This window comes from Bacillus sp. NPDC094077 (assembly GCF_050279465.1).
Taxonomy (GTDB): Bacteria; Bacillota; Bacilli; order Bacillales; family Bacillaceae_G; genus Bacillus_A.
Map to the genome: position 1 here is coordinate 1 of NZ_JBNNUF010000023.1, position 24824 is coordinate 24824.

General features: G+C 38.0%; 25 protein-coding genes, 1 rRNA gene and 2 other annotated features. All 26 genes read left to right on the forward strand.

Going from position 1 to position 24824, the window contains the following annotated elements; genetic code table 11:
• Positions 1-92: ribosomal RNA gene (gene rrf / locus ACQKNR_RS27030) — 5S ribosomal RNA — on the forward strand; the annotation flags it as partial.
• Positions 93-301: 209 nt separating this feature from the next.
• Positions 302-763 (forward strand): transcriptional regulator CtsR, encoded by a 462-nt coding sequence (gene ctsR, locus ACQKNR_RS27035; RefSeq protein WP_001244566.1) that lies wholly within the window; start codon positions 302-304, stop codon positions 761-763.
• 168 nt (positions 764-931) lie between these two features.
• A complete protein-coding gene (locus ACQKNR_RS27040; RefSeq protein ID WP_427322206.1) occupies positions 932-1480 on the forward strand; it encodes a UvrB/UvrC motif-containing protein in 549 nt (182 codons plus the stop codon).
• A gap of 4 nt (positions 1481-1484) precedes the next feature.
• A complete protein-coding gene (locus ACQKNR_RS27045) occupies positions 1485-2549 on the forward strand; it encodes a protein arginine kinase (RefSeq protein WP_427322208.1) in 1065 nt (354 codons plus the stop codon).
• 22 nt (positions 2550-2571) lie between these two features.
• On the forward strand, positions 2572-5007 hold the full coding sequence (clpC, locus tag ACQKNR_RS27050; protein WP_427322210.1) for an ATP-dependent protease ATP-binding subunit ClpC: 2436 nt from the start codon (positions 2572-2574) through the stop codon (positions 5005-5007).
• A 95-nt stretch (positions 5008-5102) separates the two neighbouring features.
• Entirely contained in the window at positions 5103-6479 is a 1377-nt protein-coding gene (gene radA / locus ACQKNR_RS27055; RefSeq protein ID WP_193414572.1) for a DNA repair protein RadA, read from the forward strand.
• Between the two features lie 3 nt (positions 6480-6482).
• Positions 6483-7556: a DNA integrity scanning diadenylate cyclase DisA gene (gene disA, locus ACQKNR_RS27060; RefSeq protein WP_427322213.1), complete on the forward strand. Its 1074-nt coding sequence runs from the start codon at positions 6483-6485 to the stop codon at positions 7554-7556.
• Between the two features lie 160 nt (positions 7557-7716).
• Entirely contained in the window at positions 7717-8829 is a 1113-nt protein-coding gene (locus ACQKNR_RS27065; RefSeq protein WP_427322215.1) for a PIN/TRAM domain-containing protein, read from the forward strand.
• Between the two features lie 16 nt (positions 8830-8845).
• On the forward strand, positions 8846-9526 hold the full coding sequence (gene ispD / locus ACQKNR_RS27070; RefSeq protein ID WP_427322216.1) for a 2-C-methyl-D-erythritol 4-phosphate cytidylyltransferase: 681 nt from the start codon (positions 8846-8848) through the stop codon (positions 9524-9526).
• Between the two features lie 115 nt (positions 9527-9641).
• Positions 9642-10118 carry a 2-C-methyl-D-erythritol 2,4-cyclodiphosphate synthase gene (ispF, locus tag ACQKNR_RS27075; protein ID WP_427322218.1) on the forward strand — a complete coding sequence of 159 codons (477 nt, stop codon included), beginning with the start codon at positions 9642-9644 and terminating at the stop codon, positions 10116-10118.
• Between the two features lie 89 nt (positions 10119-10207).
• Positions 10208-11665 (forward strand): glutamate--tRNA ligase, encoded by a 1458-nt coding sequence (gene gltX / locus ACQKNR_RS27080; RefSeq protein WP_427322220.1) that lies wholly within the window; start codon positions 10208-10210, stop codon positions 11663-11665.
• Between the two features lie 47 nt (positions 11666-11712).
• Positions 11713-11959: a binding site (T-box leader), on the forward strand.
• 148 nt (positions 11960-12107) lie between these two features.
• Complete coding sequence (gene cysE, locus ACQKNR_RS27085; RefSeq protein WP_427322222.1) at positions 12108-12773, forward strand: serine O-acetyltransferase; 666 nt, start codon at positions 12108-12110, stop codon at positions 12771-12773.
• Complete coding sequence (gene cysS, locus ACQKNR_RS27090; protein WP_427322224.1) at positions 12754-14151, forward strand: cysteine--tRNA ligase; 1398 nt, start codon at positions 12754-12756, stop codon at positions 14149-14151. The genes cysE and cysS overlap by 20 nt, the downstream gene beginning before the upstream one ends.
• 2 nt (positions 14152-14153) lie before the next feature.
• Positions 14154-14561 (forward strand): Mini-ribonuclease 3, encoded by a 408-nt coding sequence (locus ACQKNR_RS27095; protein WP_000564261.1) that lies wholly within the window; start codon positions 14154-14156, stop codon positions 14559-14561.
• The gene (gene rlmB, locus ACQKNR_RS27100; RefSeq protein ID WP_098545529.1) at positions 14558-15301 is read left to right on the forward strand and encodes a 23S rRNA (guanosine(2251)-2'-O)-methyltransferase RlmB; all 744 of its coding nucleotides are present in this window, start codon (positions 14558-14560) and stop codon (positions 15299-15301) included. Before ACQKNR_RS27095 ends, rlmB begins: the two co-directional genes overlap by 4 nt.
• 3 nt (positions 15302-15304) lie before the next feature.
• Positions 15305-15817, forward strand: coding sequence for an NYN domain-containing protein (locus tag ACQKNR_RS27105; RefSeq protein WP_427322227.1), 513 nt, complete (start codon positions 15305-15307; stop codon positions 15815-15817).
• A 67-nt stretch (positions 15818-15884) separates the two neighbouring features.
• Positions 15885-16544 (forward strand): RNA polymerase factor sigma-70, encoded by a 660-nt coding sequence (locus ACQKNR_RS27110; RefSeq protein WP_427322229.1) that lies wholly within the window; start codon positions 15885-15887, stop codon positions 16542-16544.
• Between the two features lie 130 nt (positions 16545-16674).
• A complete protein-coding gene (gene rpmG, locus ACQKNR_RS27115) occupies positions 16675-16821 on the forward strand; it encodes a 50S ribosomal protein L33 (protein WP_014481927.1) in 147 nt (48 codons plus the stop codon).
• A gap of 32 nt (positions 16822-16853) precedes the next feature.
• Positions 16854-17033: a preprotein translocase subunit SecE gene (gene secE / locus ACQKNR_RS27120; RefSeq protein ID WP_001241321.1), complete on the forward strand. Its 180-nt coding sequence runs from the start codon at positions 16854-16856 to the stop codon at positions 17031-17033.
• A 131-nt stretch (positions 17034-17164) separates the two neighbouring features.
• The gene (nusG, locus tag ACQKNR_RS27125) at positions 17165-17698 is read left to right on the forward strand and encodes a transcription termination/antitermination protein NusG (RefSeq protein ID WP_000415794.1); all 534 of its coding nucleotides are present in this window, start codon (positions 17165-17167) and stop codon (positions 17696-17698) included.
• Between the two features lie 167 nt (positions 17699-17865).
• Complete coding sequence (rplK, locus tag ACQKNR_RS27130) at positions 17866-18291, forward strand: 50S ribosomal protein L11 (RefSeq protein ID WP_001085872.1); 426 nt, start codon at positions 17866-17868, stop codon at positions 18289-18291.
• 177 nt (positions 18292-18468) lie between these two features.
• Positions 18469-19161, forward strand: coding sequence for a 50S ribosomal protein L1 (gene rplA / locus ACQKNR_RS27135; protein ID WP_193414580.1), 693 nt, complete (start codon positions 18469-18471; stop codon positions 19159-19161).
• 49 nt (positions 19162-19210) lie between these two features.
• Positions 19211-19354: a sequence feature (ribosomal protein L10 leader region), on the forward strand.
• 39 nt (positions 19355-19393) lie between these two features.
• A complete protein-coding gene (rplJ, locus tag ACQKNR_RS27140) occupies positions 19394-19894 on the forward strand; it encodes a 50S ribosomal protein L10 (RefSeq protein WP_029439120.1) in 501 nt (166 codons plus the stop codon).
• A gap of 67 nt (positions 19895-19961) precedes the next feature.
• Positions 19962-20321 (forward strand): 50S ribosomal protein L7/L12, encoded by a 360-nt coding sequence (gene rplL / locus ACQKNR_RS27145; protein WP_000159736.1) that lies wholly within the window; start codon positions 19962-19964, stop codon positions 20319-20321.
• A 76-nt stretch (positions 20322-20397) separates the two neighbouring features.
• Positions 20398-20997: a class I SAM-dependent methyltransferase gene (locus ACQKNR_RS27150; RefSeq protein WP_113608439.1), complete on the forward strand. Its 600-nt coding sequence runs from the start codon at positions 20398-20400 to the stop codon at positions 20995-20997.
• 291 nt (positions 20998-21288) lie between these two features.
• Complete coding sequence (rpoB, locus tag ACQKNR_RS27155; protein ID WP_000147555.1) at positions 21289-24822, forward strand: DNA-directed RNA polymerase subunit beta; 3534 nt, start codon at positions 21289-21291, stop codon at positions 24820-24822.
• The last annotated feature ends 2 nt before the right edge of the window (positions 24823-24824 follow it).

Sequence of the window (24824 nt, forward strand, 5' to 3'; positions counted from 1 at the left end):
ACACCCGTTCCCATACCGAACACGGAAGTTAAGCTCTCTAGCGCCGATGGTAGTTGGGACCTTGTCCCTGTGAGAGTAGGACGTCGCCAAGCAACTAAAACACGAGTCGAATGACTCGTGTTTTTTCGTGTTTTCTTTTATAATCCATAGTAATTAAAAAAATGTGTTTAAAGAATTATTATTTTGATTAAATACAGGGAAATGTGGCTAGGATAGTGAATAAGCAAAAGAGTTGCAAATTTTATTAATACGTATATAATTAAAGTCAAAGATAGTCAAAGTCAATAAAGGTGGCGGATAAATGAGAAATATATCTGATATCATTGAGCAATATCTAAAGCAAGTTATTGACTTAAGTAATAATAATGTGATTGAAATCAAGAGAAATGAGATTGCGGATCGGTTCGAGTGCGTACCATCTCAAATCAATTATGTAATCAATACCCGTTTTACGTTAGAAAGAGGATTTGTAGTAGAAAGTAAACGTGGTGGAGGAGGTTACATTCGCATTATAAAAGTCAAACTGCATGACGATATAGACATTATTGATCAAATGCTTCATATGATTGATCATAGCGTTGCGCAAGGGAATGCGGAAAGTATGATTATACGTTTATTAGAAGAGGGAATCATAACAAACCGTGAAGCGAAACTAATGTTAAGCGTACTAGATCGGTCTGTATTATCAATGGATGTTCCTTCCCGAGATGAACTTAGGGCTCGAATATTATGCGCAATGTTAAGAACACTGAAATATAAATAAATACAGCTTTTGTAAAAGAATGATAACTAAGATAATGCAGTTAAATATTGTAGAAGTTTTGAAAAAACATGTACTTTTATCTAAACTGATTAAGGAAAGTGAACAATCTAGTAATGTATGAAAAGTATCATGAGATAGATCGTTCCTGTTGTAAAGGTGGGGATAGTGATGACTTGTCAAAACTGTAATATAAGACCAGCAACTTTACATTATACAAAAGTAATCAACGAAAAGAAGGCGGAAGTTCATCTTTGTGAGCAATGTGCAGAACAAAGTGGCTATACGTCTTTCTTTCAATCATCGCAGTCTAACTTTTCATTCCATGATTTATTTGCTGGTTTATTACACGGTGAATCAACAATGTTTGAAGAAGGAAAAAATGAAATTTCGAATACAAATATATTAAGGTGTCCAGATTGTAAGATGACATACGAGCAATTTACAAAAGTGGGGCGCTTTGGGTGTACTTCTTGTTATGATACATTTAAGGAACATTTAAAGCCATTATTAAAACGTCTTCATGGAGGGCATACAGGTCATTGTGGAAAAATTCCGGAACGCATAGAAGGAAATATTCACTTAAAGAAAGAATTAGATGAACTAAAACTCATTCTGAAACAATATGTACAGAAAGAGGAATTTGAGAAAGCTGCCAAAGTAAGAGATAAGATTCGAGGTCTTGAAAATCAGCTTAGTGAGCATAGAGAGGGGGAATAGTTCTATGTCACTGGACAAAATTATGAATGAAGCGATTAGTCCATGGATGAAGGGGGATGGCCCTGATTCTGATATTGTTTTAAGCAGTCGAATTCGTTTGGCGCGTAATCTTAAACAATATCAATTTTCTACTATGCAAAATGAAGAAGAAGCCAAACAGATTCATGAATTATTTAAAAAGAAATTTATAAATAAAGCGGTAGATCCTTTTGGGAAGTTTGAACTATTAAAAATGAATGAACTAACTCCCCTTCAAAGAAGAGTTTTAGTTGAAAAGCATTTAATTAGTCCAAATCTAGCAGGAACAGAAAATGGAGCATGTCTACTTTCGGAAAGTGAACATATTAGTGTTATGCTTAATGAAGAGGATCATATTAGGATTCAGTGCCTATTTTCAGGATTGCAGTTATCGGAGGCGCTTCAAAGTGCCAATCAAATAGATAATTGGATTGAAGAAGAGGTTGAATATGCTTTTGATGAATCACTTGGATATATTACGAGTTGTCCTACTAACGTTGGCACAGGATTAAGGGCTTCAGTAATGATTCATTTACCGGGGCTGGTTTTAACGAAAAGAATTAACCGTATTATACAAGTAATTCAAAAATTAGGGTTAGTAGTAAGAGGAATATACGGTGAAGGTAGCGAAGCGTTAGGTAATATATTTCAAGTGTCAAATCAAATGACGCTAGGGAAATCTGAAGAAGATATTATTTCAGATTTAAAGAGTGTCATTCAACAAATCATACAGCAAGAAAAAATGGCTAGAGAATTAATTGTACAAAATTCAAGTATTGTGCTTGAAGATAAAGTTTATCGTTCTTACGGCATACTAGCAAACAGTCGTTTAATTCAATCTGCGGAAGCGGCAACTTGCTTATCAGATATACGACTTGGTATTGATCTAGGATATATAAAAGGTATATCGAGAAATATTTTGACTGAGCTAATGGTCCTTACGCAACCAGGTATTTTACAACAATATGCAGGAGGACCTTTAGGACCAGAAGAAAGAGATTATCGAAGAGCAACCTTAATCCGTGAGCGATTACGTATTGAAAAAAACTAAGCGCAAGTAGGAGGCGATTTCTATGATGTTTGGAAGATTTACAGAAAGAGCACAGAAAGTATTAGCTTTATCTCAAGAGGAAGCAATTCGTATTGGGCATAATAATATTGGAACAGAACACATTTTACTTGGGCTTGTACGCGAAGGTGAAGGAATTGCAGCAAAAGCGTTAATTGCTCTTGGATTAAGTCCAGAGAAAGTGCAAAAAGAAGTAGAAGCGTTAATTGGACGTGGAACAGAGGCTTCTCAAACTGTACATTATACACCTCGTGCTAAAAAGGTTATTGAATTATCTATGGATGAAGCGCGTAAGCTAGGCCATTCTTACGTTGGAACAGAACACATTTTACTTGGCTTAATCCGTGAAGGCGAAGGTGTAGCGGCACGTGTTTTAAATAATTTAGGTGTGAGTCTAAATAAAGCAAGACAACAAGTGTTACAACTTCTTGGAAGTAATGAAGCTAGTTCAGGTCACCAAGGCGGTTCGTCAACAAACGCAAATACACCGACACTTGACAGTTTAGCACGCGACTTAACAGTTGTTGCACGTGAAAATCGTTTAGATCCTGTTATTGGACGTAGCAAAGAAATCCAACGTGTAATTGAAGTGTTAAGCCGTAGAACAAAAAATAATCCGGTATTAATTGGAGAGCCTGGTGTAGGTAAAACGGCAATTGCAGAAGGATTAGCACAGCAAATCGTAAATAATGAAGTTCCTGAAACTTTAAGAGATAAGCGTGTTATGACACTAGATATGGGTACAGTGGTAGCTGGAACGAAATATCGTGGTGAATTTGAAGATCGTTTAAAGAAAGTGATGGATGAAATCCGTCAAGCTGGAAACATTATTTTATTTATTGATGAACTTCATACATTAATTGGTGCAGGTGGAGCAGAAGGTGCAATCGATGCGTCGAATATTTTAAAACCATCTTTAGCACGCGGAGAGCTACAATGTATTGGGGCGACAACTTTAGATGAGTATCGTAAATATATTGAAAAAGACGCAGCTTTAGAGAGACGTTTCCAACCAATTCATGTTGATGAGCCAAGTTTAGAAGAATCAACTCAAATTTTGAAAGGTTTACGTGATCGTTATGAGGCGCATCACCGTGTATCTATCACAGATGATGCAATTGATGCGGCTGTAAAACTTTCAGATCGTTATATTACCGATCGTTTCTTACCAGATAAAGCAATTGATTTAATTGATGAAGCTGCTTCAAAAGTTCGCTTACGTTCTTATACAACACCACCAAACTTAAAAGAACTTGAAGTAAAGCTTGAGGAGATTCGAAAAGAAAAAGATGCGGCTGTACAAAGTCAAGAATTTGAAAAGGCTGCGTCCTTACGTGATATGGAACAACGCTTACGTGAGAAATTAGAAGATACAAAACGTCAATGGAAAGAGCAACAAGGAAAAGAAAACTCAGAAGTTACAGTAGAAGATATTGCAAATGTCGTTTCTACATGGACACGTATCCCAGTTTCTAAACTTGCACAAACAGAGACTGATAAATTATTAAACTTAGAGTCCATTCTTCATGATCGTGTCATTGGTCAAGATGAGGCGGTAGTAGCTGTAGCGAAAGCTGTTCGTCGTGCAAGAGCTGGATTGAAAGATCCGAAACGCCCAATTGGTTCATTTATTTTCTTAGGACCAACAGGTGTAGGTAAAACAGAATTAGCAAGAGCTTTAGCGGAATCTATGTTCGGTGATGAGGATGCAATGATTCGCATTGATATGTCTGAGTATATGGAGAAGCACTCAACTTCTCGTTTAGTTGGTTCTCCTCCTGGATATGTTGGATATGAAGAAGGCGGACAATTAACAGAGAAGGTTCGTCGTAAGCCTTATTCAGTTGTCCTATTAGATGAAGTAGAGAAGGCTCATCCTGATGTGTTTAATATTTTACTACAAGTATTAGAAGATGGGCGTTTAACAGATTCTAAGGGACGTACAGTTGATTTCCGTAATACAATTGTTATTATGACATCTAATGTTGGTGCAGAGGCATTGAAACGTAATAAACATCTTGGATTTAACGTACAAGATGAAAGCCGTGATTATTCGGATATGAAAGGCAAGGTAATGGATGAACTGAAAAAAGCATTTCGTCCGGAATTCTTAAACCGTATTGATGAAATTATCGTATTCCATATGCTTGAGAAAAAACATATTCAAGAAATTGTAACTCTTATGGTGAATCAGTTAGTGAATCGCTTAAAGGAACAAGAAATTGAATTGCAATTAACAGAAGGAGCAATTGCAGCTATTGCTGATAAAGGATTTGATCGTGAATATGGCGCTCGTCCACTTCGTAGAGCAATTCAAAAGCATGTAGAAGATAGACTATCGGAAGAACTTTTAAAAGGTGCTATTGAGAAAGGACAAAAAGTTATCTTTGATGTAGAAGGAGAATCATTTGTCATTCATAGTGCTGAAAAGGTAAAATAAGTATAGACAAACTAAGAGGGCTATGAGATAGCCCTCTTTCTTGTACGAGAAGGATAAATGTTTATAGATGAAAGTGAAGTGAAATATAAAAAGATATGGCTAAAAAGAAAACAAAATTCACATGTCAAGAATGTGGTTATCAGTCACCAAAATATATGGGGAAATGTCCAGGGTGTGGTCAATGGAATACGCTTGTTGAAGAGATGGAGCCAGTTGTATCATCAAGACGCCTTAATTATGCAAATGCAATTCAAACAGAAGTAACAAAACCAAGACGTCTTACAGAAGTAGAAACAAAGTCTGAGGCGCGTATTGAAACAAAATTTCAGGAGTTTAACCGTGTCCTTGGTGGTGGGATTGTAGATGGATCTTTAGTACTTATTGGCGGGGACCCTGGGATTGGAAAATCAACTTTATTATTACAGATTTCATCGCAATTAGCAGATGCTTCATATGATGTCCTGTATATATCAGGTGAGGAGTCAGCGAAGCAGATTAAACTTCGTGCAGATCGTTTACATGTAAATGGTAGTAATCTATTTGTTGTATCAGAGACAGATTTACAGCGTATTGCAACGCATATTGAAGAGATGAATCCAGCTTTTGTTGTTATTGACTCTATTCAAACGATACATTTACCTGAGGTGACGTCAGCACCTGGAAGTGTGGCGCAAGTACGTGAATGTACAGCAGAATTAATGAAACTTGCAAAAACAAAAGGAATCCCTATTTTTATCGTCGGACACGTGACAAAAGAGGGAGCAATTGCAGGACCTCGTATGTTAGAACATATGGTCGATGCAGTTCTCTACTTTGAAGGAGATCGACACCATACATATCGTATTTTGCGAGCTGTTAAGAATCGTTTTGGTTCCACGAATGAAATGGGTATCTTTGAAATGAAAGAGCTCGGTCTCGCGGAAGTATTAAATCCTTCTGAAATTTTTCTTGAGGAAAGACCAGTTGGAGTCGCAGGCTCAACAGTAGTTGCTTCAATGGAAGGAACAAGACCAGTTTTAGTAGAAATACAAGCATTAATCTCCCCTACTAGTTTTGGAAATCCTCGAAGAATGGCGACGGGAATTGACCATAACCGTGTTTCGCTTATTATGGCAGTATTAGAAAAAAGAACGGGTTTACTATTGCAAAATCAAGACGCATATTTAAAAGTAGCTGGTGGTTTGAAATTAGACGAACCGGCAATTGATTTAGCTGTTGCCTTAAGTATAGCTTCAAGCTTTAGAGATAAATCTACGGCACCAACTGATGCAGTAATAGGAGAAGTAGGATTAACCGGAGAAATAAGAAGAGTATCAAGAATTGAACAACGTGTACAAGAAGCGGCTAAATTAGGATTTCAACGTGCTATTATTCCTAGAAAAAATTTAGGAGGATGGACAATTCCAGATGGGATTGAGGTTGTAGGTGTTTCTAATTTAGGAGAAGCGCTTCGTTTGACATTAGGAGGCTAGGCTATGGAAGAAAATAAGCAACGTGTCAAAAGTATGATTAATATTTTACAGCTCGTGGCCCCAGGAACACCACTGCGCGACGGGATAGATAATGTACTTCGCGCACAAACAGGGGGACTAATTGTTCTTGGGTATAATGAGCAGATTAAAAGTATTGTTGATGGTGGTTTTCACATTAACTGTGCATTCTCTCCTGCCAGTTTATATGAATTAGCAAAAATGGATGGGGCACTTATTTTAAATGAGACTGGAAGTAAAATTTTAATTGCGAACGCACAGTTAGTTCCAGAGGCATCTATTGATTCTATTGAAACAGGTATGCGTCACCGAACAGCAGAGCGTGTAGCAAAGCAGACGGGCAGCCTTGTTGTGGCCATTTCACAAAGACGTAACGTAATTACGCTATATCAAGGGAACTTACGTTATACACTAAAGGATATAGGTGTCATTTTAACAAAGGCAAACCAAGCGATTCAAACGTTAGAAAAGTATAAGGCTGTATGGAATGATGGCATTACGAATTTGGGCATTCTAGAATTTGAAGAGGTCGTTACAATGTCCGAGGTAGTTCACGTATTACATAGTGTTGAAATGGTGCTGCGTATTAAAAATGAAATATTGAGCTATATTCATGAGTTAGGAACAGAAGGTAGGTTAATCCGTTTACAACTTACAGAACTACTAGCTGATTTAGAGGCAGAGGCAGCGTTATTAATTAAAGATTATCACCAAGAGAAAACACAAGACCATCATCAAATCTTGAAAAAGTTGCAAGATCTTGCAAATACACAACTTTTAGAGGATAGCGATTTAGTTAAATTACTTGGCTATCCAGGACAAACGAGTTTAGAAGAAAGTGTGACACCTAGAGGATATCGAATCACAAGCAAAATTTCTCGTGTTCCGCCACTTATCATTGAAAATTTAATCAATCGATTTAAAACGTTGCAAGGTGTTTGTCGCGCAACTATTAATGAATTGGACGATGTGGAAGGAATTGGAGAAGTCAGGGCGAAGAAAATACGAGAAGGTTTAAAAAGAATTCAAGAGCATCTTTATATGAGTAGACACAATTAAGAATATTACATTGATTCCATAATATAACGACACTAGAACACTTTTGGTATATGATATGATATATTGGTAAATAAAACTATTTACAAAAAAACACGTCCGCTTTTGCATTCGGCGTTTTGATTAGCGAAACAATGGTTAATAATGAGTAGGAGGTGGTTGGATGTTAAAACGGATCGTACAGCTCTTCTTTTTAGTGATCGGGGGAGCGTTGGGGATTTACTTAATCCCAAAAGTTATTAATGTATTGAACATCGGTGCCGTTCCTTGGTTGGAAGGATCTTATGTTCGTGCGATTATTGGTGCAATTATTTTATTTTTAACAACATTTTGGCTTGTAGATTATATTGTTCAGCTTATTAAGCATATCGAAGAGGCACTTGTAAAAGCGCCTGTGGCAGATGTTTTATTCGGTACATTAGGATTGATCTCTGGTCTTATTGTTGCATATTTAATTTTAATACCAATTCGTGAATTTACAATTCCAGTTATTAGTACAGTGTTGCAAGTGTTCTTTACTCTTTTACTTGGATATTTAGGATTCCAAGTAGGATTTAAGAAGAGGAATGAATTGCTAGGATTATTTACATTACCACAACGTGGGAATAAGAAGAAAAATAATACTAGTGAGAACGAAGAGGCAGAAACAGAGGCAGAAGAATCTTTAGCACATTGGAAAATTCTCGATACGAGTGTAATTATCGATGGACGTATTGCGGATATTTGCCAAACAAAGTTTTTAGAAGGAACAATTGTGATCCCACAATTCGTATTAGAAGAACTTCAGCACATTGCCGATTCTTCTGATGCTTTAAAGCGTAATCGTGGCCGCAGAGGATTAGATATTTTAAATCGTATTCAAAAGGAAATGCCGATTCCGGTAGAAATTTATGAAGGCGACTTCGACGATATCCAAGAAGTGGACAGCAAACTTGTAAAGTTAGCAAAAATCACAGGTGGAACTGTAGTAACGAACGATTTCAACTTAAATAAAGTTTCTGAATTACAAGGGGTTACGGTGCTAAATATTAATGATTTAGCGAATGCAATTAAACCAGTTGTACTCCCTGGTGAAGAATTAAGTGTTTATGTTGTGAAAGATGGTAAAGAGCAAAATCAAGGTGTTGCATACTTAGATGATGGTACGATGATTGTCGTAGAAGATGGTAGAGAGTATGTAGGTTCACAACTCGATGTGCTTGTTACTAGTGTACTACAAACATCGGCTGGTCGAATGATTTTCGCAAAACGTAAACTATTAGAAAAAGCATTATAAGTAGAGGATTATTAATATGTATACATTAATTATTCCGGCAGCGGGTCAAGGAAAGCGAATGGGTGCTGGCAAAAATAAGTTGTTCTTACTTATAAATGAAGTACCGATTATTGTGCATACATTACGTGCTTTTGAAAAAGATAAAGCGTGCAAAAGTATTATTATGGCAATTAATGAAGAAGAACGCCCGTATTTTGAGGAGTTAATGCAAAAGTATCCGATTGAAAAGAAAGTGCAATTTATTCAGGGTGGAGCTGAAAGGCAAGATAGCGTATATAACGCACTTCAGCATGCGAGTGATGTTGAATATGTTCTTGTACATGACGGTGCGCGCCCGTTCGTAACGAATAAAGTGATTCAAGATGTATTAACTGTGGCAGAAAAATATGGTGCTTCTATTTGTGCAGTGCCAGTGAAGGATACCGTTAAGAAAGTAGAGCAGGGTGTTGTTGTCGAAACGGTAGAACGATCTCAGCTTAAGGCTGTACAAACACCGCAAGGATTCTCTGTTTCCCTTTTGTTAGAAGCTCATAGAAGTGCAAAACAGGGCTGTTTTCTTGGTACAGATGATGCAAGTCTCGTAGAACGCATTGGGAAGCAAGTAGGTGTAGTAGAGGGGAGTTACTATAATATTAAAGTGACAACTCCAGAGGATTTATTAATTGCTGAAAGTTTCCTTCATGTTCAGGAGCAATAGCCGTAATGGTATATAACAAAGAAAAGCTCGGCAACGGCCGGGCTTTTCTTTATAAGGATAGCGATATAATATAGAGTCATAAAGCTCAGTAGTTTAGCTCAAGGAGGAAGTAAAAATGTTTCGAATTGGACAAGGTTTTGATGTACATGAATTTGCGGAAGGTAGACCGTTAATTATCGGCGGAATTACAATTCCTCATGAGAAAGGATTGATTGGTCACTCGGATGCGGATGTATTGCTACATACAATTGCTGATGCATGTTTAGGGGCAATTGGAGCAGGAGATATTGGAAAGCATTTTCCTGATACAGATCCAGCCTTTAAAGATGCGGATTCAGCGGTGTTATTACAAAAGGTTTGGGAATTTGTGAGTGAACGAGGTTACGAGCTAGGCAACCTAGATTGTACAATTATTGCTCAAAAGCCAAAAATGGCACCACATATTGAAAGTATGCGTAAACGCATTAGTGAACTGTTAGAAACGTCTATCGATAACATTAATGTAAAGGCAACAACGACAGAAAAATTAGGATTTACAGGTAGAGAAGAAGGAATTGCTTCTCAGGCGGTTGTTTTATTACAGAAAAAATAGTGGTTTTTAATTCGTAAGATGGATAATCACATTTTTTTGGTGTACAATTATAGAATGTGTTGACATTAAGAATGGAAGGTGTACCAATTATGGAAAAGCAAGTGAGAGTGCGCTATGCGCCAAGTCCAACAGGACACTTACATATCGGAAATGCGCGTACGGCATTATTTAATTATTTATTTGCTCGTCATCAAGATGGCAAGTTTATTATTCGTATTGAAGATACTGATGTAAAACGTAATGTTGCTGGTGGAGAAGAAAGCCAATTAAAATACTTGAAATGGCTCGGTATGGACTGGGATGAAGGTGTTGATGTTGGTGGTGAATTTGGACCATATCGTCAAACAGAACGTTTAGATATTTATAAAAAATTATATGTAGATTTACTAGAGCGTGGTTTAGCTTACAAATGTTATATGACAGAAGAAGAGCTAGAAGCAGAGCGTGAAGGTCAAATCGCTCGTGGTGAAACACCTCGTTACGCAGGTAATCACCGTAATTTAACTGAAGAGCAAATGAAAGAATTTGAAGCTGAGGGACGTATCCCAAGTATTCGCTTCCGTGTACCGGCTGATCGAGATTACACATTTAAAGACATCGTAAAAGACGAAGTTGCATTCCATTCAAATGATTTCGGTGATTTCGTTATCGTGAAAAAAGATGGAATTCCAACTTATAACTTTGCGGTAGCTGTGGATGATCACTTAATGGAAATTACACACGTACTTCGTGGTGATGATCATATTTCAAACACGCCAAAACAAATGATGATCTATGAAGCTTTCGGTTGGGATATCCCGCAATTCGGTCATATGACCCTAATTGTTAACGAAAGTCGTAAAAAGTTAAGTAAACGTGATGAATCTATTATTCAATTTATTGAGCAATATAAAGAGCTTGGATATCTTCCAGAAGCAATCTTTAACTTTATTGCGCTACTAGGTTGGTCACCGGTAGGAGAAGAAGAAATCTTCTCTCAAGATGAGTTTATCAAAATGTTCGATGCAGCTCGTTTATCAAAATCACCTGCATTATTTGATTCTCAAAAACTAAAATGGATGAACAACCAGTATATGAAAAAGCAAGATTTAGATACGGTTGTAGAGCTAAGTTTACCGCATCTAGTGAAAGCTAAACGTGTGGGCGAAACTTTAAATGAACAAGAACAAGCTTGGATTCGTGATGTAATTGCTTTATATCATGAACAAATGAGTTTTGGAGCTGAAATTGTAGAGCTTTCTGAAATGTTCTTTAAAGACCATGTTGATTATGAAGAAGAAGGACAAGAAGTATTAAAAGGTGAACAAGTACCTGAAGTACTTCGTGCATTTGCTGGTCAAGTAGAAGCTCTAGAAGCGATGGATCCAGCAGCTGTTAAGGCAGCTATTAAAGCGGTTCAAAAGGAAACAGGACATAAAGGTAAAAACTTATTTATGCCAATCCGTGTTGCAACTACTGGACAAACACATGGTCCAGAGCTTCCGAATGCTATTGCACTTCTTGGAAAAGAAAAAGTTTTAAATCGTCTTCAAAAAGTAATTGGTTAACATTTTCTAGGTTTAGAAATATAATAGGTATACCTAAAACCTAATAAGGAAAAGCGACGAGAAGGAGAAGTAGAAAATCAGGCTTTTTACAGAGAGAACCACCTGTAGGCTGGAAGTGGTTTATAAGTGGATTTTTGAAATGCCCCTTCGAGTCTTCTGCTGAACAGCGAAATGTTTCGCGAGACGTCTTAGGGCGCAAAGTAAGCAGAAGCGGTGTACACCGTTATCATGGATGAGTTTGAGGTGTTTTTAAGCCTAAACAGAGTGGAACCGCGCTTATAAGGCGTCTCTGTCAATATGACAGAGGCGTCTTTTTTTATACCTTGTAAATAGGTATGAATATAAATTTTATCTCCTTGTATAAAGAATTAGGAGGTAAGTGGTGAGTTAGGGGAGTTAGTTCGCTCGAAAAAAAGCAGCCCATAAAGGGGAGGGGACATCGATGTTTAAGAGGCTTCGGGAAGATATTGAAGTCGTTTTTGAACAGGATCCAGCGGCACGAAGTTATTTCGAAGTCATTTTAACTTACTCTGGATTACATGCAGTTTGGGCCCATCGAATTGCACATGCTTTTTACAAAAAGAATTTTTTCTTTATTGCACGCTTTGTTTCACAAGTGAGTCGCTTTTTTACGGGCATTGAAATTCATCCGGGAGCAACTATTGGTCGGCGCTTCTTCATCGATCATGGAATGGGAGTTGTAATTGGAGAAACGTGTGAAATTGGTGATAATGTAACAATTTATCAAGGGGTTACATTAGGTGGTACAGGAAAAGAAAAAGGAAAGAGGCATCCTACAATTCAGGATAATGTATTAATTGCAACAGGTGCTAAAGTCCTTGGTTCTATTACTGTGGGGGAGAATTCTAAAATCGGTGCAGGGTCTGTCGTATTAAAAGAAGTTCCTGCACATTCTACAGTTGTAGGTATACCAGGCCGAGTCGTTATTCAAAATGGAGTAAAGATTGGTCAGGAATTAAATCATTCTGATCTTCCGGATCCGATTTTTGATAAATTAAAGGTTATGGAAGTGGAGCTTGATAGATTGAAGAAACAGCTGGAAGTAAAGGTAGAAAGGAAGGATAAAAATGACTATTCACATTTATAATACGTTAACACGTCAAAAGGAAGAGTTTATTCCATTAGAAGAAAATAAGGTAAAGATGTATGTGTGCGGACCTACAGTTTATAACTACATTCATATTGGGAACGCGAGACCACCTATGGTATTCGATACAGTACGTCGTTATTTAGAATACAAAGGATACGACGTGCAGTATGTATCTAACTTTACTGACGTAGATGATAAATTAATTAAAGCAGCAAATGAATTAGGTGAAGATGTACCGACAATTGCGGACCGTTTCGTTGAAGCGTACTTTGAAGATGTAACAGCGCTAGGTTGCAAACACGCAACAGTTCATCCGCGTGTAACAGAAAATATGGATATCATTATTGAATTCATTCAAGAACTTGTGAATAAAGGATATGCATATGAATCAGAGGGCGATGTGTACTTTAAAACGAAGGAATTTGAAGGCTACGGTAAATTATCACATCAACCAATCGCGGACCTACGTCACGGTGCACGTATTGAAGTAGGAGAAAAGAAACAAGACCCTCTTGATTTCGCTTTATGGAAAGCTGCGAAAGAAGGAGAAATCTTCTGGGAAAGCCCTTGGGGAAAAGGACGTCCAGGGTGGCATATTGAATGCTCTGCGATGGCGCGTAAGTACTTAGGGGATACAATTGATATTCATGCCGGTGGTCAAGACTTGGCGTTCCCGCATCACGAAAATGAAATTGCGCAGTCAGAGGCACTGACAGGAAAAGCATTTGCACGTTACTGGATGCATAATGGGTATATTAACATTAACAATGAGAAGATGTCTAAATCACTTGGGAACTTTATTTTAGTTCACGATATCATTAAGCAATATGATCCGCAGTTAATTAGATTCTTTATGTTATCTGTACACTATCGTCATCCAATTAACTTTAGTGAAGAGTTATTACAAAGTACGAATAATGGATTGGAAAGAATTAAAACAGCTTATGGGAATTTAAAACATCGTATGGAAAGCAGTACGGATTTAACGGACCATAATGAGAAATGGTTAGCTGAAATAGAGAAATTCCAGATTGCGTTCGAAGAGGCAATGAATGATGATTTCAACACTGCGAATGCAATTACCGAATTATACAATGTAGCAAACCATGCAAATCAATATTTACTGGAAGAACATACGTCTAAAGTTATAATTGAAGCATACGTAAAACAACTGGAAACATTATTTGATATTTTAGGACTAGAATTAGCACAAGAAGAATTGCTTGATGAAGAAATTGAAGCACTTATCCAAAAACGTATTGAAGCTCGTAAAAATCGTGATTTCGCATTATCCGATCAAATCCGCGATGATTTAAGAGACCGTAACATTATTTTAGAAGATACCGCTCAAGGTACAAGATGGAAAAGAGGATAAGAATGATTGATGCAAAGCAATTAAACAGCTTAGCGTTAGCATATATGGGTGATGCGGTATATGAACAATATATCCGCTATCACCTCCTTCAAAAAGGGAAAGTTCGTCCGAATCAATTACACCGATTAGGGACAAGCTTTGTTTCGGCAAAGGCACAAGCGAAAGTTGTTTATCATTTATTAGAGACGGCATTTTTAACAGAGGAAGAAGAGGCAGTACTTAGAAGAGGACGTAATGCAAATTCAGGTACTGTTCCGAAAAATACGGATGTACAAACATATCGACATAGTACAGCCTTTGAAGCGCTAATCGGTTATCATCACTTATTAAATAATCGTGAAAGATTAGACGAAATTGTATATAAAGCAATTGCAGTTTTAGAAGAAAAGGAAGGGGGCACATCATCATGAGTAGTGAATATATTATCGGACGTAACCCTGTAATTGAAGCGTTACGATCAGGGAGAGATATTAATAAAATTTGGATCGCAGAAGGTGCTGCCAAAGGACAAGTGCAAATTGTACTAGCATTAGCAAAAGAAAATAAGATTATTTTGCAACATGCACCAAAGAAGAAACTAGATCAATTAGTTGAAGGGAATCACCAAGGTGTAATTGCTCAAGTGGCCGCGTATCAATATGCGGAGCTAGAAGATCTATTTAAGGTAGCAGAAAAGCGTAATGAAGATCCGTTCTTCTTAATTTTAGATGAGATTGAAGATCCGCATAACCTAGGTTCTATTATGCGTACTGCTGATGCAACAGGAGCTCATGGAATTATTATTCCGAAAAGAAGAGCTGTAGGACTTACAGCATCAGTTGCAAAAGCGTCAACAGGAGCAATTGAATACATCCCTGTTGCGCGTGTAACAAATTTATCTCGTACAATTGATGAGTTAAAAGAACGTGGACTATGGATTGCTGGTACAGATGCAAAAGGAAAAACGGATTATCGCAACCTAGATGGTAATATGCCAATTGGACTAGTAATTGGTAGTGAAGGGAAAGGTATGAGTCGAATTATTGGTGAAAAGTGTGATTTCTTAATTACTTTACCGATGATTGGTAAAGTTACATCCTTAAATGCTTCAGTAGCCGCAAGTTTGTTAATGTATGAGGTATATCGTAAACGTCACGAAATTGGTAAATAAAAAATGAACGATATTTTAATCGTTGACGGTTATAACATTATTGGAGCTTGGGGAGACTTGAAAAAACTGCGGGATGTAGATTTGCAATCATCAAGGGATGCACTTATTGATAAGATGGCAGATTATCAAGGGTATACAGGAATAAGAGTAATGATTGTTTTTGATGCCTATACAGTTCATGGTATTGAAAAAAAGATGAAACAATCGCGTGTGGAAGTAATATTCACAAGAAAGAATCAAACGGCAGATGAAAAGATAGAGCAACTTGCGATTGAGCTTAGAAATATCAATACGCAAATATACGTTGCGACTTCGGATTATACGGAACAATGGGTTATATTTGCGCAAGGTGCGCTGCGAAAATCTGCGCGTGAATTAGAGTTAGAAGTACAAGCGATGGTGCAACAAGTAAGAAGGCGTACAATAGATACGAAAGAAAAGCAACCAGCTATGCGAAAGATATTTAGTGAAGATATTACAGAAAAATTAGAAAAATTAAGACGAGGAGAGCGTTGAAGCATTGACGCTCTTTGTCTTTTTACTGTATAATATTTCTAAATAAATAGCGGTCGGAGGGATCAAGGTGGAAGCAGGCTTCGTAAGTGTAGGCGACGTTACATTTCGGGATTTAGAGGATGAGGCAATCGTTGAGTTAGTTCGAAAAGGTAATATTGACGCTCTGGAATATTTAATTCACAAATATAAAAACTTTGTTCGCGCGAAATCAAGATCTTATTTTTTAGTGGGTGCCGATCGGGAAGATATTGTTCAAGAGGGTATGATCGGATTGTTTAAAGCGATTCGTGATTATAAAGAGGACAAGCTGTCTTCATTCAAAGCATTTGCTGAACTGTGTATCACCCGACAAATTATTACCGCTATTAAAACAGCAACAAGGCAAAAACATATTCCTTTGAATTCGTATGTGTCTTTAGATAAGCCCATTTACGATGAGGAATCTGATCGAACATTATTGGATGTTATTTCCGAAGCGAAGGTAACTGATCCTGAAGAGATGATCATTAGCCAAGAAGAATATACAGACATAGAATCTAAAATATCTGAATTATTAAGCGATTTAGAAAGGAAAGTGCTTTCTTTATACTTAGATGGTCGTTCTTATCAAGAGATTTCGGAACAGTTAAACAGACATGTGAAATCTATTGATAACGCTTTACAACGGGTAAAGAGGAAATTAGAACGATATATGGAAATGAGAGAAAGTACAACTTTGAATTCATAACAAGTGCTGCAGGTGTGAAATAAATCACCTGTTTTCTTTTTGTAGAGAGTACGAAAGGCATGTCATTGACATTGTCTTTTATTGTATGATACATTTTTAGGGACATAATGTTACAAGGTTGGTGTAACTAATGAGGAAAAAAGTTGTACTCTCATGTGAAGAGTGTAAAAATCGAAACTACTCTACTATGAAAGATACGAGCTCAATAGAGCGACTTGAAATAAAAAAGTTTTGTAAAACATGCAATCAGCATACAGTTCACAAGGAAACAAAATAAATAATTGAAATAATACACTGGAGGTCCCGCAGATGCGTTTAACGAACTTTTTCGGCGATGTAGGTCGCGAAATGAAAAAAGTAAGTTGGCCTAAAAAAGATGAATTACTCCGCTCAACAGCGACTGTTATTGCTACAGTTGTGTTCTTTGCGATTTTCTTCGCGGTAGTTGATATGGGCATTTCTTCTTTAATTCGGTTAATTCTTGGTTAATTCTTGAATAAGAAGCACTTATCCATGATATAATGTTATTTATAAGAACTGTGTAAAAGCCCGATGAACGGGTTTTTTCATTTGCACAAAAAAATGTACGTCAGGGAGGGAAGGACGCTCGTCCTAAATGAATGGAAAAAAGTTGGTATGTTGTCCATACTTATTCTGGATATGAAAATAAAGTAAAAGCAAACCTAGAGAAACGTGTAGAATCAATGGGGATGCAAGATAAAATTTTCCGTGTTGTTGTCCCGGAAGAAGTAGAAGTAGAAATGAAAAACGGAAAAGAAAAATTAATGAAAAGAAAAGTGTTCCCAGGTTATGTATTAGTAGAACTAATCATGACTGATGACTCTTGGTATGTTGTACGTAACACACCGGGTGTAACTGGGTTCGTTGGTTCTTCTGGTTCTGGATCTAAACCATCACCTCTATTAGAAGAGGAAGTTGTTACCATTATGAAACATATGGGAATGGACAACGAAGTGGTTGATTTCGACTTTGAACTTCATGAGACAGTACGTGTAAATGAGGGGCCATTCGCAGATTATACAGGTGCTATTGAAGAAATTGATGTGGAGAAGAAAAAGGTTAGCGTGCTTGTGGACATGTTTGGTCGCGAGACTCCAGTTGAACTTGACTTCCATCAAATTGAAAAATTATAAAATGAAACTTGAAATGAATTGTAAAAAGTGATAATATCTTTTAAGTCAGTACGTCTTCGTTATCGGAGACGTTTTTTGAAAGATTTTATCCTTACAGATAAAATATGACGTGGGAGGGCAAATCACTGTCCAATTGACCACATCACGGACTTAAGGAGGTGTGTCTCGTGGCTAAAAAGGTAATTAAAATGGTAAAGCTTCAAATTCCTGCAGGTAAAGCTAACCCAGCTCCACCAGTTGGTCCAGCATTAGGACAAGCAGGTGTTAACATCATGGGCTTCTGTAAAGAGTTCAACGCTCGTACAGCAGATCAAGCTGGTCTTATCATCCCTGTTGAAATTACGGTATTTGAGGACCGTTCATTCACTTTCATTACTAAAACTCCTCCTGCTGCTGTTCTTCTTAAGAAAGTAGCTGGTATCGAGTCTGGTTCTGGTGAACCAAACCGTAATAAAGTGGCAACTGTTAAGCGTGATAAAGTACGCGAAATCGCTGAAACTAAAATGCCTGACCTAAACGCTGCTAGCGTAGAAGCTGCAATGCGTATGGTTGAAGGTACTGCACGCAGTATGGGCATCGTTATCGAAGACTAATTCGATTTGTTTTTTAAAAAAGGTTGCGGGTCTGGAATTCCAATTCGCAACCTTTATTATCGTAAATGATTATCGTTTTTAAATAAATGGATGGCGCCCATCCTCAGGTTATACCTGAAAATAAGCGTAAACGTGGGAGGTTATTCCGCTAAAACCACATTCGAGGAGGAAATAAAAATGGCTAAAAGAGGTAAAAAGTACGTAGAAGCTGCAAAGCTTGTTGACCGTGCAGCTGCTTACTCTGCAACAGAAGCAGTAGAATTAGTAAAGAAAACAAACACAGCTAAATTTGATGCAACTGTAGAAGCTGCATTCCGTTTAGGTGTTGACCCTAAGAAAGCTGACCAACAAATCCGTGGTGCAGTTGTTCTTCCACACGGTACTGGTAAAGTACAACGTGTATTAGTATTCGCTAAAGGTGAAAAAGCTAAAGAAGCTGAAGCTGCTGGAGCTGACTTCGTAGGCGATACTGATTACATCGGTAAAATCCAACAAGGTTGGTTCGATTTCGATGTAGTAGTAGCAACTCCTGACATGATGGGTGAAGTTGGTAAACTTGGTCGCGTATTAGGACCTAAAGGTTTAATGCCAAACCCTAAAACTGGAACAGTTACTTTTGATGTAACTAAAGCTGTTAACGAAATCAAAGCTGGTAAAGTTGAATACCGCGTTGATAAAGCTGGTAACATCCACGTTCCAATCGGTAAAGTATCTTTCGAAGATGCTAAATTAGTAGAAAACTTCAAAACAATTGCTGACACTTTATTAAAAGTTAAGCCAGCTGCTGCAAAAGGTACTTACATGAAGAATGTAACAGTTGCTTCTACAATGGGACCTGGCGTACGTGTAGACGTTTCTACATTAGCGTAAAATTTGGAAGTTGACTTCATAAAGAAGATTTAATATAATCATTTATGTTGTGAATTTAAATAGTGTACCGTAGACAGTAGGTGTCAATAGACTTAATTTCCTACCTAGGTGTTAATATACGAAACGGAATTTTTTTCTGTGACTATATGCCTCCATGTCTACAAGTTGGGCATGGAGGTTTTTAGTGCACTTTCGGTACATCTTCTATATAATCTACAGGAGGTGTAATAACATGAGCAAAGTAATCGAAACTAAACAACAAGTTGTAACTGAAATCGCGGACAAACTTCGCGCTAGTAAATCTACAATCGTTGTTGACTACCGTGGTTTAACAGTTTCTGAAGCAACAGAATTACGTAAAAATTTACGTGAAGCTGGCGTTGAGTTCAAAGTTTACAAAAACTCTCTAACTCGTCGTGCTGCAGAGTCTGCTGAAATGGCTGAGTTAAATGAATTCTTAACAGGACCAAACGCAATCGCGTTCAGTAACGAGGATGTAGTTGCTCCTGCGAAAGTATTAAACGACTTCGCTAAAGATCATGAAGCTTTAGAAATTAAAGCGGGCGTAATCGAAGGTAAACTTGTAACACTTGATGAGGTTAAAGCAATCGCTACTCTTCCATCACGTGAAGGCTTACTTTCTATGCTTCTTAGCGTTCTTCAAGCTCCAATCCGTAACCTTGCACTTGCTACTAAAGCAGTTGCAGACCAAAAGGAAGAGCAAGGCGCTTAATTTTTTAAAAGATAATTACGTATTATCGATAAAACAATACAAACCTATTTAAGGGAGGATATTTACAATGACTAAAGAACAAATCATTGAAGCAGTTAAATCTATGACTGTATTAGAACTTAACGACTTAGTAAAAGCTATCGAGGAAGAATTCGGCGTAACTGCTGCTGCTCCTGTAGCTGTCGCTGGTGGCGCTGGAGAAGCTGCTGCTGAGAAAACTGAATTTGATGTGGAACTAACTAGCGCTGGTGCACAAAAAATCAAAGTTATCAAAGTTGTTCGTGAAATCACTGGTCTTGGCTTAAAAGAAGCTAAAGAATTAGTTGACAACACTCCAAAAGTAATCAAAGAAGCTGCTGCTAAAGAAGAAGCTGAAGAAATCAAAGCTAAACTTGAAGAAGTTGGCGCTGCTGTAGAAGTTAAGTAATTAACTTTTGATGCTTTAAAAAAAGCTCGCTCTCATGCGAGCTTTTTTTTTAACTGTAAAGAAAAGAGGTGGCCATATGGCAGACCATTATTTTTCTAACGACCCTTCTAGTAAAAGTGATCGTAAGCGATGGGAATTTACGCTTCGTGGATCTCGATTCACTTTCTTATCTGACCATGGGGTGTTCTCGAAAAACGAAGTGGACTTTGGTTCCCGTCTTTTAATTGAAGCGTTTCAAATGCCGGATATTAAAGGTGATATATTAGACGTAGGTTGTGGATACGGCCCTATTGGTTTGTCGCTAGCGAAAGAGTTTCAAGGTCGTGAAGTTCACATGGTGGATGTGAACGAAAGGGCGCTTGGGCTTGCGAAAGAAAACGCCGCTAATAACAAAATCGAGAATATACGTATTTTTCAAAGTAGCGTCTATGAAAATGTAGATGGCAAGTATGCTGCTATTCTATCTAATCCTCCAATTCGTGCGGGTAAAGATATCGTGCATGAGATTTTAGAAAAGGCTGTGGAGTATTTAGTTCCAGGTGGAGAACTGTGGATTGTTATTCAAAAGAAGCAAGGTGCACCATCTGCGCTGAAAAAACTAGAAGAAGTATTTTCTGAAGTTGAAGTTGTAGAAAAGAAAAAAGGATATTATATCATAAAATCAAAAAAACGTTGACGGTTATTTTTGGCTATGTTAACATTATACAATGCCAATATATGATTTTCTGCGTTGAGAAAGATGTATATTTTTGTTTCTCTTGGAAAAGATAGTAAAATCAGCAGATTATGAAACAGAATGATGGTTTTCTTATAGAAGCCATTTTTCTTTTTTGAGCAGGTAGAAAGACTCAACGTATTTATCTTTAAGAGAAAAAGACTACGCTAATAGCAGTAGTTGTATTTATTTGTGATTTTGCACAAATTTTTTTGTGCATTTATAATACTCATGATTTGAGGGGTGAAGCAGTTGACAGGTCAACTAGTTCAATACGGACGCCACCGCCAACGAAGAAGTTATGCCCGTATTAGTGAAGTATTAGAGTTACCAAATCTTATCGAAATTCAAACCTCTTCTTATCAGTGGTTTCTTGATGAGGGTTTGCGAGAAATGTTCCAAGACATTTCTCCGATTGAAGACTTTACGGGAAATCTATCGCTTGAATTTATCGACTACAGCTTAGGTGAACCTAAATACTCTGTAGACGAATGCAAAGAGCGTGATGTGACGTATGCAGCACCACTTCGTGTAAAAGTGCGTCTAATCAACAAGGAAACTGGTGAAGTAAAAGAACAAGATGTGTTCATGGGAGATTTCCCACTCATGACAGAGACTGGAACATTCGTAATTAACGGTGCAGAACGTGTTATCGTTTCCCAGTTAGTTCGCTCTCCAAGCGTATACTATAGTGGCAAAGTGGATAAAAACGGAAAACGTGGTTTTACTGCTACTGTAATTCCAAACCGCGGAGCTTGGTTAGAGTATGAGACAGATGCTAAGGATGTTGTATATGTGCGTATTGACCGTACGCGTAAACTTCCTGTAACTGTTTTGTTACGCGCATTAGGGTTTGGCTCTGATCAAGAAATCACCGAGCTTTTAGGTGATAACGAATACTTAAGCAACACATTAGAAAAAGACAACACAGATAGCACAGAAAAAGCATTGCTTGAAATTTATGAGCGTCTACGTCCTGGTGAACCACCAACAGTAGAAAATGCAAAGAGCTTACTTGTGTCTCGTTTCTTTGATCCAAAGCGCTACGATTTAGCAAATGTAGGTCGCTATAAGATCAACAAAAAGTTACACATTAAAAACAGATTGTTTAACCAACGTTTAGCTGAAACATTAGTGGATCCAGAAACTGGTGAAATTTTAGCGGCAGAAGGAACAATCTTAGATCGTCGTACACTTGATCGCATTTTACCTTACTTAGAGAAAAACATTGGATTCAAAACAGCGAAGCCAATGGGTGGAGTGGTAGAAGGCGATGTTGAGCTGCAATCTATTAAGATTTATGCTCCTGAGTCAGAAGGCGAGCGCGTAATTAATGTAATTGGTAATGCGAATATTACTCGTGATGTAAAACACATCACACCAGGTGATATCCTTGCTTCTATCAGTTATTTCTTCAACCTACTATATAAAGTAGGGGATACAGATGATATTGACCACTTAGGAAACCGTCGTCTGCGTTCTGTTGGAGAACTATTACAAAATCAATTCCGTATCGGTCTTTCTCGTATGGAACGTGTTGTTCGTGAGAGAATGTCGATTCAGGATACAAATGCAATTACACCACAGGCATTAATCAATATTCGTCCTGTTATTGCATCTATTAAAGAGTTCTTCGGAAGTTCTCAGTTATCTCAGTTCATGGACCAAACAAACCCATTAGCAGAGTTAACTCACAAACGAAGACTATCTGCCTTAGGACCGGGTGGTTTAACGCGTGAGCGCGCAGGCTTTGAAGTGCGTGACGTTCACTACTCTCACTATGGTCGTATGTGTCCGATCGAAACACCAGAGGGACCAAACATCGGTTTGATTAACTCATTATCTTCGTTTGCGAAAGTAAATGAGTTTGGTTTCATTGAAACACCATACCGTCGTGTTGACCCAGAAACTGGTCTTGTAACAGGGCATGTTGATTATTTAACAGCAGATGAAGAAGATAATTATGTTGTAGCCCAAGCGAATATGAAACTATCTGAAGAAGGAGAATTCCTTGATGAAGATATCGTAGCTCGTTTCCGTGGTGAAAACATTGTCACAAATAAAGAACGCATCGACTACATGGATGTATCTCCAAAACAAGTAGTGTCGGCAGCGACAGCTTGTATTCCGTTCTTAGAAAACGATGACTCTAACCGCGCACTTATGGGAGCGAACATGCAACGTCAGGCGGTTCCGTTAATGAATCCGGAATCTCCGATTGTAGGTACAGGTATGGAGTACGTATCAGCAAAAGACTCAGGTGCTGCAGTAATCTGTAAACACCCTGGTGTTGTTGAGCGCGTAGAAGCACGTGAAGTTTGGGTACGTCGCTATGTAGAAGTTGACGGTCAAACAGTAAAAGGCGACTTAGATCGCTATAAAATGCAGAAATTCATTCGTTCTAACCAAGGAACTTGTTACAACCAACGTCCAATCGTAAGTGTTGGAAATGAAGTTGTAAAAGGTGAAATCCTTGCGGATGGTCCTTCTATGGAATTAGGTGAACTAGCACTTGGACGTAACGTGCTTGTTGGCTTCATGACTTGGGACGGTTATAACTACGAGGATGCGATCATCATGAGTGAGCGCCTTGTAAAAGATGATGTGTACACTTCTATTCATATTGAAGAATATGAATCAGAAGCTCGTGATACGAAACTTGGACCAGAAGAAATTACACGTGACATTCCAAACGTTGGGGAAGATGCATTACGCAACCTTGACGAGCGCGGTATCATTCGCGTTGGTGCTGAAGTAAAAGATGGAGATTTACTTGTTGGTAAAGTAACACCTAAAGGTGTAACGGAATTAACAGCTGAAGAACGTCTATTACACGCTATCTTTGGAGAGAAGGCACGTGAAGTACGTGATACATCACTACGTGTACCACACGGTGGTGGCGGTATTATCTTAGACGTAAAAGTATTCAACCGCGAAGATGGCGATGAATTGCCGCCAGGCGTGAATCAACTTGTACGTGCATATATCGTTCAAAAACGTAAAATCTCTGAAGGTGACAAGATGGCCGGACGTCACGGTAACAAAGGTGTTATCTCTCGTATTTTACCAGAAGAAGATATGCCTTACTTACCAGACGGTACGCCAATCGATATCATGTTAAACCCATTAGGGGTACCATCTCGTATGAATATCGGTCAGGTATTAGAGCTTCACCTTGGTATGGCAGCAAGATACCTTGGTATTCACATTGCAACACCAGTATTCGATGGTGCTCGTGAGGAAGATGTTTGGGGCACAATTGAAGAAGCTGGTATGGCAAATGACGCGAAAACAATCCTGTATGACGGACGTACTGGTGAACCATTCGATAACCGCGTATCTGTTGGTGTCATGTATATGATCAAACTTGCGCACATGGTTGACGATAAACTTCATGCTCGTTCTACTGGACCATACTCACTTGTAACGCAGCAGCCTCTTGGAGGTAAAGCTCAGTTCGGTGGACAGCGTTTCGGTGAGATGGAGGTTTGGGCACTTGAAGCTTACGGTGCTGCTTATACTCTTCAAGAAATCTTAACAGTGAAGTCTGATGATGTTGTTGGACGTGTTAAGACGTATGAAGCAATTGTTAAAGGCGAAAATGTTCCAGAACCAGGCGTTCCTGAATCATTCAAAGTATTGATTAAAGAACTGCAAAGTTTAGGTATGGACGTTAAAATGATGTCTAGCGACGATACAGAAATTGAAATGCGTGATACGGAAGATGACGATGATCATCAATCAGCAGATAAATTGAATGTTGAAGTTGAGACAACTAAGGAATAATT